The organism is Arthrobacter sp. AB6, assembly GCF_031844545.1.
Lineage (GTDB): Bacteria > Actinomycetota > Actinomycetes > Actinomycetales > Micrococcaceae > Arthrobacter.
Genome location: NZ_JAUZVL010000007.1, coordinates 188,758 through 202,832, shown reverse-complemented (window position 1 = coordinate 202,832; position 14,075 = coordinate 188,758). Strand labels below are relative to the sequence as shown.

The 14,075-nt window shown below is 69.2% G+C and carries 13 protein-coding genes; 11 read left to right on the top strand and 2 right to left on the bottom strand.

What is annotated here, in order from left to right; translation table 11 throughout:
• The gene (locus Q9R30_RS08465; RefSeq protein ID WP_311217309.1) at nt 1-990 is read right to left on the bottom strand and encodes a hypothetical protein; all 990 of its coding nucleotides are present in this window, start codon (nt 988-990) and stop codon (nt 1-3) included.
• 187 nt (nt 991-1,177) lie between these two features.
• Between Q9R30_RS08465 and Q9R30_RS08460 the strand changes: the two genes are divergently transcribed.
• The gene (locus tag Q9R30_RS08460) at nt 1,178-1,834 is read left to right on the top strand and encodes a hypothetical protein (RefSeq protein WP_311217308.1); all 657 of its coding nucleotides are present in this window, start codon (nt 1,178-1,180) and stop codon (nt 1,832-1,834) included.
• On the opposite strand, the gene Q9R30_RS08455 is transcribed toward Q9R30_RS08460, so the two are convergent.
• Nucleotides 1,831-2,886: an NAD-dependent epimerase/dehydratase family protein gene (locus tag Q9R30_RS08455; RefSeq protein ID WP_311217307.1), complete on the bottom strand. Its 1,056-nt coding sequence runs from the start codon at nt 2,884-2,886 to the stop codon at nt 1,831-1,833. The genes Q9R30_RS08460 and Q9R30_RS08455 overlap by 4 nt on opposite strands.
• 148 nt (nt 2,887-3,034) lie before the next feature.
• Here Q9R30_RS08455 and Q9R30_RS08450 point away from each other — a divergent pair, with 148 nt between their 5' ends.
• The 10 genes from Q9R30_RS08450 to rfaE2 all read left to right on the top strand — a co-directional run bounded on the left by Q9R30_RS08450 (nt 3,035) and on the right by rfaE2 (nt 14,072).
• On the top strand, nt 3,035-4,000 hold the full coding sequence (locus tag Q9R30_RS08450; RefSeq protein WP_311217306.1) for a sigma-70 family RNA polymerase sigma factor: 966 nt from the start codon (nt 3,035-3,037) through the stop codon (nt 3,998-4,000).
• Between the two features lie 177 nt (nt 4,001-4,177).
• Nucleotides 4,178-4,714, top strand: a complete 537-nt coding sequence (locus Q9R30_RS08445) for an HAD-IIIA family hydrolase (RefSeq protein WP_104996605.1) — start codon at nt 4,178-4,180, stop codon at nt 4,712-4,714.
• The gene (locus Q9R30_RS08440) at nt 4,714-5,802 is read left to right on the top strand and encodes a glycosyltransferase family 9 protein (RefSeq protein ID WP_311217305.1); all 1,089 of its coding nucleotides are present in this window, start codon (nt 4,714-4,716) and stop codon (nt 5,800-5,802) included. The genes Q9R30_RS08445 and Q9R30_RS08440 overlap by 1 nt, the downstream gene beginning before the upstream one ends.
• Nucleotides 5,799-6,833: a glycosyltransferase gene (locus Q9R30_RS08435; protein WP_311217304.1), complete on the top strand. Its 1,035-nt coding sequence runs from the start codon at nt 5,799-5,801 to the stop codon at nt 6,831-6,833. Before Q9R30_RS08440 ends, Q9R30_RS08435 begins: the two co-directional genes overlap by 4 nt.
• Entirely contained in the window at nt 6,830-8,083 is a 1,254-nt protein-coding gene (locus tag Q9R30_RS08430) for a glycosyltransferase (protein WP_311217303.1), read from the top strand. Before Q9R30_RS08435 ends, Q9R30_RS08430 begins: the two co-directional genes overlap by 4 nt.
• Nucleotides 8,080-8,790 (top strand): SIS domain-containing protein, encoded by a 711-nt coding sequence (locus tag Q9R30_RS08425; RefSeq protein ID WP_311217302.1) that lies wholly within the window; start codon nt 8,080-8,082, stop codon nt 8,788-8,790. The genes Q9R30_RS08430 and Q9R30_RS08425 overlap by 4 nt, the downstream gene beginning before the upstream one ends.
• On the top strand, nt 8,787-10,307 hold the full coding sequence (locus Q9R30_RS08420; RefSeq protein WP_311217301.1) for a PfkB family carbohydrate kinase: 1,521 nt from the start codon (nt 8,787-8,789) through the stop codon (nt 10,305-10,307). Before Q9R30_RS08425 ends, Q9R30_RS08420 begins: the two co-directional genes overlap by 4 nt.
• A 56-nt stretch (nt 10,308-10,363) precedes the next feature.
• A complete protein-coding gene (locus Q9R30_RS08415) occupies nt 10,364-11,080 on the top strand; it encodes an SDR family oxidoreductase (protein ID WP_104996611.1) in 717 nt (238 codons plus the stop codon).
• Between the two features lie 41 nt (nt 11,081-11,121).
• Nucleotides 11,122-12,537 carry an aldehyde dehydrogenase family protein gene (locus Q9R30_RS08410; RefSeq protein ID WP_311217300.1) on the top strand — a complete coding sequence of 472 codons (1,416 nt, stop codon included), beginning with the start codon at nt 11,122-11,124 and terminating at the stop codon, nt 12,535-12,537.
• Nucleotides 12,534-14,072, top strand: a complete 1,539-nt coding sequence (rfaE2, locus tag Q9R30_RS08405; RefSeq protein WP_311217299.1) for a D-glycero-beta-D-manno-heptose 1-phosphate adenylyltransferase — start codon at nt 12,534-12,536, stop codon at nt 14,070-14,072. Before Q9R30_RS08410 ends, rfaE2 begins: the two co-directional genes overlap by 4 nt.
• Nucleotides 14,073-14,075: the final 3 nt, after the last annotated feature.

Genomic DNA, 14,075 nt, shown 5'->3' with positions numbered 1-14,075 from the left:
TCACAGCCCGCCAGACTGACCATCCCTGGAACGGTCCCGCGTGAGGGGATCGCCTGCCATAGGATCGTCGGCGAGGTTTTGGTTGCCAAGCGGATCGTCGGCAATCCGGTTTCCGGACCACGGTTCTTCAACCAGCTGCGGGCTGTCCAGTGCGCTGGCCGGACGCGTTGGTTCCCCGTAGCTGCTGCCGGGCGCGCCGCCGTCGTACCCTGCGGTGGTGGTGGCCGGTCCCGGAAGCTGGACCGGCGGAGGCGGCACTGTGCCGCCTGCCGGAGCATAGGACCCGGTGTATTGGTCCCCGTAAGGGGTACCGGAGTTCCCTGCGCCCGGGTACTGGCCGCCGGCAAGGCCGGCTGTGGTGGTGCCTGTCCCGTAAGAGCTTTCGGCGGTCCCTGCGGTCAGGCCGCGGGTGAGGCGTCCTGCCAGGACACCAGCGCCGGCGGCGATCAGCAGGAACGTGCCGGGACGGTTCCGGGCGAACCTCTCTACTTCGCCGAGCAGGTCTCCCGGCTGCCTGTTCTCCAGCCAGGACGCCATGGAAGAGGTGCGTTCGGCTGCCTGCCGGACCAGGTCACTGGCGACGCCCTGCTGGTCGGGTGCGTCGGCCATGCTCCGCAGCTGGCTTGAGATGGTGCGGATGCCCTCCGCAGCCTTCTGCTGCTGGGTCCCGGCCTGGCTTGTCAGGCCCGACTTTGCCTGGTGCAAAAGATCCTGCGCACTGGACTTCGCCTCGGAGGCCACATGCGCGGCTTCCTCCTTCGCCGTCTGGGCAACGCCCTGGGCAGAATCCTTGGCCGTGCGTGCTACATCTGCTGCTTCTTCCTTAGCCGCTTCCTTGGTGGACGCCGCGGAGGTGTCGCCGGCCCGGGTCTGGCCATATGCGGGAGTGGCGGCGGATGGGAAGGTGGCGGCGGACCGCTCACCCGGAATTCCTGTGGAGGCCGACGGAACCGTGTAGTCGGGGTCCGCGGGCCATTGGTTCTCTGTCATCTTCGCTCTCTCTTTCCAAGAAGGCCGGTTGTTGATCAAGAACCAGCAACACTGGCCGTAAAATAATAAGCATGATTACTAATAAAAGGTAAGTACCCTTGCTAAGTGAGTTGCATTAGGTTCCAAAAGAATCAGCCGGAAAGGCGATGGCCTGCCGGGTACATCGATGTGGAAAGTGGTGGGTAGCTTGGAAACAGCTCCATGGATTTGGGTGCTGGTTGCCATCGTTGTGGTGGTGCTGATCGTGCTGCTGTTGCTGGCAAGCGGGCGGCGCCGCAAGGCGATGCAGCAGAAGCGCGACGACGCGCACCGGGAAAAGGCGGCTGAAATACGCCGCGAGGCCGAGGCGAAGGAGCTCGATGCCCGCGAGCGGGAAGCGAAGGCGATCCGGGCCAGGGCGGATGCGGAGCAGGCGCAGGTGGATGCAGCGCGGTTGCGCCAGCAGGCGGACCAGCAGGCCACGGAGGCCAAGGCGCTCCGCGACGACGTGAACGAACGGACACGCAAAGCCGACGAACTCGACCCCGACGTCACCTTGGACCCCAACGGCAGTGGCGAGCGGCGCGGCCATGACAACCGCGACGGTGCCGGTCATGCAAACCGTGAGTACACCGACCGTGGAGCTGCCCGCCACGCCGGCCGCGAGGGGGCCAGTAGTGAGGGTGCCGCAGGCGGCCGGGCCGGCACTGCCGGGGGACCGGCTGCACGAGAAGAAGCCGGCACCGACGCGGACCGCACCGACGCGGACCGCACCGACGTTGACCGGAACGGCCGGCGCAACGAGGGCCCCGCTCCTGCGGGGGGTGCCCACGGGGACAGGGACAATCCACGCCCCGGCATCTAGTCAGCGGGCGAAGGAACATTCCTTGGTTTCAGGACGGGGGAGGGGGCGACTCCTTCCCCCGTTCCCATGCCCGCCAGCACTTCGACGACTGCCTCGGCGGCCGAGAACCTGGGCTCCCAGCCAAGTATTCGGCGTGCCCGGCCGGTGTCCATGACCGGGGCTCCGGCTGCCATCTCAATCCACCCGGAGTCCGTGGGCTGAAGCCGCAGCCTCCATGCCGCACCAACGACTGCGTGGAGCAGTCCCATGGGGATGGGGAGGATCCTTCGGGCCCCGAGGATGCGGGCAAGTTCCCGGGGTGTCAGTACGGGTTCCGCTGCCACGTTGAATGCTCCGGAGGCGCGCTGTTCAATAACGCGCCAATAGGCATCAGCGACATCGTCGGCATGGACCGCCTGGAAGATGAGGTCCTCCGGGACCGGCAGAAGTGGCAGTCGCAGCCTCTCCGGCAGGAGCCTTGGTATGAGCGGCCCCAGGAAATATCTCCCGATCTCGCTCCCCGCGTTGCGCTGGAAGATCAGGGCCGGGCGGAGCCTGGCTACGGAGATGCCCGGCTCCGCCGACATGAAAGCGTCCAGGGCTTCTTCCTGCTCCGCCTTGTGCCGGCTGTAGTGTGAACCCGGCATGCCCCGGACCGGCCACGACTCATCCGTCCTCCGATCCTTGGGAGCCTTGCTGTAGGCGCCCACGGACGACGCGCAGACCACCTGTTTGACGCCGGCCTTCCCGGCTGCTGCGAGGACGTTCCTGGTGCCGGTGACGTTGGTCCGGTACAGCTGCTCCAGGTCCCGGTTGGGCTGGATCTGCCATGCCAGGTGAACTACGGCGTCCACTCCTGCCAGCGCCGCGTCCAGTAGGGGCCGGTCGCTTTCCAGGCCGACGTCAAGGGTGTGCCACTCCACTCCTGAATAGGGTGCCCGGCTGGTGTCCGGACGGCGCCTGCTGATCCCCGTCAGCTGCAGGCTTCCCGGTTTTTGGGCCAGCTCGGCCTGCAGTTTGCGCAGCAGTGCCGTTCCCGCGTTTCCGCTGGCTCCGGTGATGGCGATGTGCATGGCAGGGACTCCTTGGCGTGGACGGTCGGTACCGGTTACAGGGCGAGCCTATAACCGCGAGGGATTGTTTTATAAGCAACCTTATGATTTCCTTCTTCTAAGTCTTGCCGCAGGCTTTCGGACCCCCGACCCGAGGGAACCAACGACAATGCCCGAGTACTTTCCCGCACTTGCCGTGGATACTACGGCCGCCCACCAGCACCAGCCCGAACTCATGGGCAACAGCCCTTCCCGCGCCACAACGGGACGGCTGCGCCAGACCTTCGAAAACGATCTTGTGCTCGGCTACCTTGACCTGGCCGAGGCCTTGGCCGCCCGCTTCGAAGCCCGCGGACGCGAACGGGCCGACCTGAACCAGGTGGCCTATCTGGGCCTGGTCAAGGCGGCCCGTGGCTTCGACCAGGCAAAGGGCGAGAGCTTCCCCGCCTATGCTGCCCCCACCATCACCGGGGAACTCAAGCGGTACCTTCGCGACCGCACGTGGGTGGTCCGGCCGCCCAGGAACATCCAGGACTTGCGCTCCCGGATGTTCCGGGCAGAGCCGGAGCTGACCCAGTCGCTGGGACGGAACCCCAGCGTGGCCGAGCTTGCCGGGGTGCTCGATGAGGATCCCGCCGCAGTGCAGGAGGCAATCTCGGCCTCCAGCAGCATGCACCCGGACTCCCTGGACGCCGTCAACCCGCATTCGGACGCGCCGTCCATCGGTGAAGTGCTGGCATGTCCCGAAACACCGCTCGAGCGCCTGGAGGAGCTCGCCTGCCTGCGCGACGCGATCCAGGACCTGGACACAGCGGACCGGGAGCTCCTCTACCGCCGTTACTTCTGCGAGGAGACCCAGGTGCAGCTGGGGAAGCGGCTGGGCATGTCCCAGATGCAGGTTTCACGGCGCCTTGCCAAAGTCCTGGTGGAGCTCCAGCGAAGGCTTGAGGGCAGCTCGCACACGCGGGAACTGGACGCAGTCCGAGGGAACACAGTCCACGGAACCGGAGGCCATGGCGCAGGCAGTGCAGCGGCGTCCCAAGCGTCCTTGCGGTCCGTCCACGGGCCGGACAATCCTGCCACGCCGGGTGGGAACCCGGCCCGCAGGGGCACAGCCCGGGCAAGGAAGAAGTAGCTGCCCCGCTCCCGCCGGAGCACCGGAGCAGCCCGTCCCGGGACGGGGGGGAGAAGCGGCAGCAGGCAATCCGAGCGCTATCTTGCCTGCTCAGGGGCTTGGCGCCAGTAACGGCCGACAGGTGAGAAAACCGTCCGGCCCCGTTTAGGAGCAGCGGCAGCGGGGAACAGGGAGGACATGGGAAGCACCGAAACATCCAGGCTCAGGGCTGTCCTTTTCGACCGGGACGGGACCCTGGTGGTCGATGTCCCCTACAACGGGAACCCCGACCTTGTCCGGCCAGTGCCTGGCGCCAAAGCCGTGCTGGACGCCCTGCGGTCCGAGGGCATTGCCACCGGCGTGGTCAGCAACCAGTCAGGCATTGCCCGGGGCATGATCACTGCCGCCGATGTTGCCAGTGTCAATGCACGGGTGGATGAACTGCTGGGCCCCTTTGACGTGTGGGAGGTCTGTCCCCACGCCGAGCAGGATGGCTGCCCTTGCCGGAAGCCGGCGCCGGGCATGGTCCACAGCGCATGCCGGAAGCTCGGCATCCGCGAAGCTGAGGCAGCGCTGATCGGTGACATCGGCGCGGACGTCCGCGCCGCGGAGGCAGCCGGCGCCACGGGAGTGCTGGTCCCTACGCCCGTGACCCTTGCCGGGGAAGTGGCTGAAGCCCGCCTGGTGGCGCAGGACCTGGCGGGCGCCGTGCTCCTGCTGCAGGAGGGGCGGTAATGGGGCGCGTCCTGGTGGCCCGCCTGGACAGCATGGGTGATGTCCTGCTGGCCGGTCCTGCAGTCAGGGCCGTGGCCAACGGCAGGATCCCGGACGGCAGCAGGCCCAACCACGTCGTCTTGCTGTGCGGCAGGCAGGGGGAAGCGGCGGCCGGCGTGCTGCCGGGAGCCGCGGAGGTCTACAGCTGGGACAGCCCGTGGATCATGAATCCGGCACCAAAGATGACCGGACCGCACGCCGACAGGCTGATCGACTATGTCCGGAACTCCAGGATTACCGAAGCCGTCATCCTCACCTCCTTCCATCAGTCGCCCCTGCCGCTGGCGCTTTTGCTGCGGCTGGCGGGCGTTGAGCGCATCACCGGGGCTTCCACCGACTACGCGGGATCCCTCCTGGACGTCAGGCTCAAACCGGGGGAGGACTTCCCCGAGGACCAGCCCGAGGCGGAACGCGCCCTGGGCATCGCCGAGGCCGCCGGGTTCAGGCTCCCGGCCAGCGACGACGGCAAGCTCCGCCTGGCGTCCGTGCCGGATGTCCGGGACCTGGTGGGCGAGGAGCCTTATGTGGTGGTCCACCCCGGCGCAGCGGTTCCCGCGAGGGCCTGGCCGCCGCTGCATCACGCGGCCGCCGTCGAACTCCTCCAAGGCGCAGGGCACCGCGTGGTGGTGACGGGCGGTCCCGGGGAAACGTCGCTGACCGCAACGGTGGCAGGGCCCTCGGCGCTGGACCTCGGCGGCCGGACGGACCTGCACACGCTGGCGGGCGTCATGGCCGGGGCGGAGGCGGTGGTCACCGGCAACACCGGTCCGGCACACCTCGCGGCCGCCGTGGGCACGCCCGTTGCCTGCCTTTTTTCGCCGGTGGTGCCGGCCATCCGCTGGGCGCCGTACGGGGTTCCGTTGGAGCTCCTCGGGGACCAGAACGCAGCCTGCAGGATGACCCGCGCCCGCGTCTGCCCGGTCCCGGGCCACCCCTGCCTGGACTCCGTTTCCCCCGAAGACGTGGTGGCGGCTGTGGAGCGCTTGATGGGCGGAGTGAGCTCTTTCAGTACCCACGTCAGTACCCGTAGAAAGGCCCGTAACAGATGAAGATCCTGCTCTGGCATGTCCACGGTTCCTGGACGGACGCCTTTGTGCGCGGCCGTCATGAGTACCTCCTTCCTGTCCTGCCGGGGGGTGGGCCCTGGGGGCTTGGCCGTGCCGGCAGGGACTGGCCGGCATCTGTGCGGGAGGTGGACCTCGCGGCGCTGGACGCGGAGGAGGTTGACGCCGTCGTCCTTCAACGCCCGGATGAAATCGATGAAGTTGCCCGGCTGCTGGGCCGGCGGCCGGGCGCGGACCTGCCTGCCGTGTATGTGGAGCACAACACCCCCAAAGGCGATTTCCCCAATACCCGCCACCCCCTTGCGGACCAGCGCAGCATCCCGCTGGTCCACGTGACGCACTTCAACAGGCTGGCCTGGGACAACGGCTCTGCGGTTGCAACGGTGATCGAGCACGGAATCCCGGACCCCGGACAGCTCTACACGGGGGAACTGCCCGAACTGGGGGTGGTGGTGAATGAACCCATCCGGCGCGGACGCGTTACCGGAACGGACCTGTTGCCCGCTTTCGCGTCGGTGGCGCCGCTGCAGGTCTTTGGCATGAAGACTGCCGGACTGGCCGCCGCCACCGGGATCGCAGAGTCCCGGCTGACCCCGCGGGGCGACCTGAAGACCCGGGAACTGCACCGTGAACTGGCCAGGTGCCGGGTGTACATCCACCCGATGCGCTGGACCTCCCTGGGATTGTCCCTCCTGGAGGCCATGCACCTGGGCATGCCGGTGGTTGCCCTGGCCACTACCGAAACGCCCCGCGCCGTGCCGCCGGAGGCCGGCGCCGTCTCCGCCGACATCGACGAACTGCTCCGCTGCGCGCAGCGGCTGGTGGCCAATCCGGAGGAAGCACGACGGCGGGGCGTCGCCGCCCGCGAGGCGGCACTGGAACGCTACGGCCTGGGCAAGTTCCACGACCGCTGGGATGAGGTCCTGGCGGACCTCGGCACCCAGTCCATCCACCGCCACAATGAACGCCTGGACGAGCGGATCCTTGTTCCGGCGCGGGAGAGGAAGGCCCCATGAGAATCTCGATGATTTCCGAGCACGCCAGTCCCTTGGCGGCGCTGGGCGGAGTGGACGCCGGCGGACAGAACGTGCACGTCGCGGCACTGTCCGAAGCCCTCGCCAGGCGGGGCCACCACGTCACCGTCTACACGCGCAGGGATGCAACGGAGCTTCCCGCCAGGGTCCGGGTGGGCCGCCGCCTTGAGGTGGTCCATGTGGATGCGGGACCCCCGCGACACGTCCCCAAGGACGAACTGCTGCCCTTCATGGGCGAGCTGGCCGACGGCGTGGCCAGGGACTGGAGCCAGCGGCCGCCGGATGTGGTGCACGGCCACTTCTGGATGTCCGGCCTGGCCGCACTCGACGCAGCAAGGCGCCCGGATGACGGGTGCCGCGTTCCCGTCATCCAGACCTTCCATGCCCTCGGCACCGTCAAGCGGCGGCACCAGGGCGCAGAGGACACCAGCCCGCAGGAACGCCGCTGGCTTGAACCAGGTGTGGGGCGGTCCGCGGACCGGATCATTGCCACCTGCTCGGACGAGGTGTTTGAGCTCAAGGCCATGGGCATCAGCACCGCCAAGATCTCCATTGCCCCCTGCGGTGTGGACCTGGGCTTTTTCTCTGCTGAGGGACCCGCGGATGTCCGGGCACGCCGGCACCGCATTCTGTCGGTGGGGCGCCTGGTGCCGCGCAAGGGCGTGGATTTGGTGATCAAGGCGCTGCCGTACCTGCGCGAGGCAGGGTTCGACGACGTCGAGCTCCTGATAGTGGGCGGCGGCGGGGACTCCGGGGCGCTCCATGCCGACCCCGAAGTGCGCCGCCTGATGGACCTTGCCGCCGAACTGGGGGTCTCGGAGCAGGTGAGGCTGCAGGGCCAGGTGCCGCGGGGGGCCATGCCGGGGATATTCCGCAGTGCCGATGCCGTGGTGTGCGCCCCGTGGTATGAGCCCTTCGGCATCGTTCCGCTGGAGGCCATGGCCTGCGGCGTCCCGGTGGTCGCCGCGGCCGTGGGCGGCCTCCGTGACACCGTGGTGGACCACGGGACCGGGCTGCACGTGCCGCCGCGGGATCCCGAGGCCATCGCGTCCGCCCTTGCCATGCTGCTGGATAACCCCACGCTGCGGGCGGAGCTCGGAAATGCGGGCAAGCTCCGGGCCCGCACCAGGTACTCATGGGACCGGGTGGCCGCCGAGACCGAAAAGGCCTATCAGCTGGCAGTGGCGGGGGCTCCCGCCGGCGTTGCCCAGATGGAAGGAGCGGCACTGTGACGGCAGAATGGTCCCTTCGTGAAACCGACCTGCGGATGTTAGCCGCCCCGCCGCCCCTGCCCGCAGCCCTGCCCGGATCCGGCTTTGCGGACCCGGTCAGCTCGGACATCGTCTTGACGCACCTGGACAACGTGATGCCGGCGCTGGATTCGCTGCGGAGCCAGTCCAGCCGCCTTGCCGCCTGGGGCGCGGAGCTGGCCCAGCGCCTGCTGCGCGGGCAGCGGCTGCTCGCAGCCGGGAACGGCGGTTCAGCGGCTGAGGCACAGCACCTGACTGCCGAGCTGGTGGGCAGGTTCGACGGCGAACGCGTCCCGTTTTCCGCGATCTCGCTGCATGCCGAATCCTCGGCAGTAACGGCGATCGCCAACGACTACGGCTTCGATGACGTCTTCGCGCGGCAGGTGCGTGCGCACGGCCGGTCCGGCGACGTGCTCATGCTGCTGTCCACCAGCGGCAAGAGCGCCAACCTGCTGCGCGCGGCGGAGGTTGCCGCCCGGCTGAACATCGCCACCTGGGCGCTGACCGGCGTCGGCCCCAATCCCTTGGCGGATGCCTGCGATGAAGCCGTGATGGTTGACGCCCTCAACGCCAACGCCCAGGAAGGGCACCTCATCGCCCTGCACGCGATGTGCCGCGCCTTCGACCTGGAAGTGGGCCGGCGCAGCGGTGCCGATGCGGGCCTGTCACTGCGGGGAGGCCGGCCATGAGGATCGTCGTGGTGGGCGACGTCATGCTGGACGTGGACCTGTCCGGCGACGCCACCCGCCTCAGCCCTGATGCGCCTGTTCCCGTGGTGGACGTTTCCGGCATGAAGCGGCGTGCCGGCGGCGCCGGCCTGGTGGCGCGGATGCTCGCCCAGGACGGCTGGCCCGTGACGCTGGTAACGGTCCTGGGCGATGACGACGCCGGCCGGCAGCTGGAATCCCACCTCACCGGAATGCGGCTGGTTTCCGGTCCCAGCGGATGCTCCTCGCCGGTCAAGACCCGGGTCCGGGCGGGATCGCATCCCGTGGTCCGTTTCGACCAGGGCTGCGGGAAGGCCCCCGTCCCGGACGCCAGCCCGGCCATGCTCCGCGCCGTCGAGAAGGCCGGCGTGATTATCGTGGCCGACTACGGCAGGGGCCTGGCGGCGAACCCCCAGCTACGGGAACTCCTCGCCCGGCTGGCCGGCACTATCCCCATTATCTGGGACCCGCATCCCGCCGGCCCGGATCCCGTGCCGGGCGTCGCCGTGGTGACCCCCAACCTCGCCGAGGCCGGCAAAGCGGCCCAGGCGTTGGCCGGGGAACGCCGGCAGGCCCCGGTGCCCGGCGGCCCCCGCCGGGACCTCCACGGGTCGGAAGCGCATTCGCCAGAGCACCAGCCGGAGGACCCGGCTGTCCAGGCCGGCAGGATCCTGCTGGAGCACTGGCAAAGCCGCGCCGTCCTGGTGACCAAGGGCGAACACGGCGCGGTGCTGCTGCGGGAGGGCGGGAGTTCTCCTGAGGCAGTGCCGGCGCCCCGGGTGGAAGGGGGCGATCCCTGCGGTGCGGGCGACCGGCTCGCGGCCAGCCTGGCCGTGCACCTCCTGGCGGGCAGGGACCTCGGGGAGGCCGCCAGGCTCGCAGTCCATGATGCCGCCGACTTCCTGGCGAGCGGGGGAGTGTCCGCCCTGCCGGACCCCGATTCCGGCCGCGACGCGGGAGCCGCCTCCGACGCCGAAGCCGGTTTCGACGCCTCGACTGCGGCTCCGTTGAGGCCCCCGATCCCCGTGGGCGGCAAGCGGCGCATCAGCGAACCGCTCCTGCTGGCCCGGGTGGTGCGGGACAACGGGGGCAAGGTAGTGGCTACCGGCGGCTGCTTCGACCTCCTGCATGCAGGCCATGTCAGGTCCCTTGCGGCGGCGCGCGAGCTGGGGGACTGCCTGATCGTCTGCCTCAACTCTGATGATTCTGTACGCCGGCTCAAGGGCCCGGAGCGGCCCATCATCGGCCAGCAGGACAGGGCAGAGCTGCTGCTGGCCATGGAATGCGTGGACGCCGTGCTGATCTTCGATGAAGACACCCCGGAAGCGGCCCTGGAACGCCTTCGCCCCGACGTCTGGGTCAAGGGCGGCGACTACAAGGGCGCCCGCCTCCCGGAGGCCGGCCTCGTGGAGAAATGGGGCGGGCGTTGCCTTACCGTCCCCTACCACCCGGCCCGTTCCACCACCGGACTGGCCGACGCCCTCGCCAAGGTGAGCTGACCAGCTGGCCGCCCACCCGCCCCCAAAGTTTTGTATTTCCCAGTGAAAGGAACACCATGACTGCAGAAATGAACGTGCCCGCCCCGAACACCCCCGGCCGCGTGCTCGTAACGGGAGGTGCCTCCGGACTGGGGGCCGCCGTCGTCGACGCCGTCCTCAAGGCGGGCGGCACGCCCGTGGTGCTGGACCGGGACATCAGCAGCGTCTCCGGCGTGAAGGCCTTCGAAGTGGACGTCTCGGACCGCGCCGCCGTGGAGGCCGCCGTGAAGGACGCCGCCGAATCACTGGGCGGTCTGGAAGCCGTCGTCACCGCAGCGGGCATCGACCGCTGCGGCAAGCTCGCCGACGTCGACGCCACTGAGTGGGAAAAAGTGATCGGCGTAAACCTGATGGGCACGGTGTCCGTCGTCCGGGCTGCCCTGCCCTACCTCAAGGCCACCCACGGCCGGGTGGTGACCGTTGCCTCCACCCTGGGCAAGCGCGCGGTGGCCGACGCAACGGCCTACTGCGCCTCGAAGTTCGGCGTGGTGGGCTTCAGCCACGCGCTCGCCGCCGAGACCGGTGGAGAGATTGGCGTGACCACCATGATCCCCGGCGGCATGAAGACGCGCTTCTTCGATGACCGCACCGAGCAGTACAAGCCCCAGGACGATTCCCGCCTCAACGACCCGGCCAACACGGCGCAGGCCATTCTGTTCGCGCTGAACCAGCCCGCCGGCTGCGAGGTCCGCGAAATGCTGATCTGCCACGAGGAAGAAGGCTCCTGGCCCTAAAGGCACCAGACCACCAGACCGGAAACAACGGGAGGAACACCATGCCTACCACTGCCATCGAAACAACAACGGACCAACAACAGGCCGGGCTCGCCGGAATCACCATCCACAACCCGCGCACCGGTGAGGTCCTCTGGACCGTGCCCGAGGCCAAACCGGACGCCGTTGCCCGGACGGTGGAGGCAGCCCGCGGCGCTTCGCCGGACTGGGCGTCCACCGCCCCGGCCCTGCGGGGGTCCGCGCTCAAGGCAGCCGCCCGGGCGCTCGACGCTGCCGCCCGGGAACTGGCTGGATTGAATGCCAGCGAAACGGGCCGGCCGGTGGATGAGTCGCTGGCGGGGATTGCTGCCGGAGTTTCCACCCTGGAGCAGTATGCAGAACTCGGCCCGGTCCACCGCGGCCTCAGCCTCCGTGGCAACGCGCTGGCCTCGGATTACACGGTGGCGGAGCCGCGGGGAGTGGCAGCGCTCCTTACACCGTGGAATGATCCCGTGGCGGTGGCGTGCGGACTGATCGGCGCCGCGCTGGTCACCGGCAACACGGTGATCCACAAACCCAGCGAACGCTGCCCGCGGCTCGGCGAAGCCCTCGGGGAGGTCCTGGCACCGGCATTCCCGCCGGGTGTCTTCCGGACAATTTCCGGTGGAGCCGGCGTTGGCGCGCTACTGGCACAGGCTGAAGTGGACGTCATCGCGCACGTGGGCTCCAGCGCTGCCGGTGCCCGCATTGCCACGGCCGGCGCGCATGTCATCCGGGAAAACGGGGGGAACGATCCCCTGCTGGTGGACCGCGACGTCGATCCCGTCTGGGCGGCAGAGCAGGCGGCAATCGGCGCCTTCAGCAACAGCGGCCAGATCTGCGTGGCGGTTGAACGGATCTACGTCCACGAGGCCATCGCGAGGCAGTTCTGCGCCGCACTGGAAGCGGAAGCAGCACTCCGCAACGGCAACGGCACGGTGGCCCCGCTGGTGGACGGGCGGATGCGGGACACGGTCCACGCCCACGTGGCCGACGCGCTGCAGCAGGGCGCCCATGCCGTGGAGGGCGGCGTCCTTCCCGACGGTCCGGGCTCTTTCTACCCAGCCACGGTGCTGACCGGATGCACCGAAGCGATGGAGGTCATGAGGGAAGAAACGTTCGGGCCGGTTGCCCCGGTGCAGGTGGTGGAAACGTTCGACGACGGTCTCCGGCTCGCGTGCAGCGGCAGGTATGGACTCGCCGCCACGGTCCTGTCAGGCAATATCGCCCACATCCAGCAGGCGGTGGCCGCACTTCCCGTGGGCACGGTGAAGATCAACGAGGTGTTCGGCGGTGCCCCCGGCGGCGCGGCCCAGCCCCGGGGCATCAGCGGCGCCGGTTTCGGCTACGGCCCGGAACTGCTGGATGAGTTCAGCCGGGTGAAAGTGGTGCACATCGCGGCGCCGCCGGCCGCGGACCCCCGTCAGGACCGGTCGTGAACACGTTGCCGGAAGCCGGGGACCTTTCGCAGCAGCGGGCACTCGCCGAGTGGCTGCCCGGGCGGCTGGCGGCGGAAAATCCGGCCATCCTGGTGATCGGTGACGTGATGCTGGACGGCTGGTGGAGCGGCAGCATCGAGCGGCTCTGCCGTGAGGCACCCGCACCGGTGGTGGACCTCCAGTCCCGCCAGTCAGTGCCAGGCGGGGCCGCCAACACTGCAATGAACCTGGCCGCGCTGGGAGCACGGGTGTCCGTTGCCGGCATCATTGGAACGGACGACGCCGGCGTGGACCTCCGGAACCAGCTGGTGGCGGCGGGGATCGACGTCACCTACCTGCTGGACCACCCGGACATGGTCACCACCACCAAGATCCGGATCAGCAGCGGCGGACAGGTGATGCTGCGGATCGACGACGCGGCCAAATCCGTGCCCGCCGAGGCGCTGGCGGAGCTGGCCGCTTCGGTGCGGGCCGCCGTCGAACACCAGGACTCGGTGTTGGTCTGCGATTACGGCACCGGCGTCCTGGCCAGCCCTGTCCGCCGTGGACTGGACGAGGCGCTGGCGGGCAGGGGGCGCGGCGATGCCGAAGGGCGCCCCCTGCTGGTGGTTGATTCGCACGATCCGCGCCCCTGGGCGCCGCTCCGTCCGGACCTGGTGACGCCCAACGCGATGGAAACGGCGCGCATGCTGCAGGCGCGGCTGCCCGAGGGGCAGGACAGGGTGGCCGAGGTGGGCAGGCAGTCGGATGCGCTGCTGCAGGCCACGGGCGCAAGGGCCGTGGTGGTCACGCTGGACCGCGACGGCACCGTCCTCTTAAGGCCCGACGGCGTCACGCACCGGACGTGGGCCCGTCCGGCGGCTGAGAAGCAGGCCTCGGGAGCCGGCGACACTTTTGTGGCGGCCCTGACCCTGGCCCGTTCAGCAGGCCTGCCGTTGACGGCGAGCCTGGACCTGGCCCAGTCGGCTGCGGACGTGGTGGTGCACCAGCCCGGCACGTCGGTCTGCAGCACGGCACAGCTCAGCCGCTACCTGAAGGCGTTCGCGGACACCGCCCTGGGTGCCGATGAACTGGAACGGCAGCTGGAACTGCACCGGGCCGAGGGCCAGCGGATCGTGCTGACCAACGGCTGCTTCGACGTACTGCACAGCGGCCACACCCGGTACCTCAACCAGGCCAAGCAGCTGGGCGACATCCTGGTGGTGGCGCTCAACAGTGACGGCTCCGTGCGGCGGCTCAAGGGCACGGGACGGCCCATCAACGCGGTGGCGGACCGGGCCGCCGTGGTGGCGGCCTTGAGCTGCGTGGACTACGTGACCGTCTTCGATACCCCTACCGCGGCCCCGCTGATCCGGCAGCTGCGGCCCGAGGTGTACGCCAAGGGAGGGGACTACACCCCGGAGATGCTGGCCGAAACCCCGGCCGTGGAGGAGTACGGCGGCCGCGTGGCCATCCTGGATTACGTGGCAGAGCGCTCTACCACTGCCGTGGTGAACCGGATCCGCGAAGGTGAAGGGGCGGTGCAGACCAACTAGGGT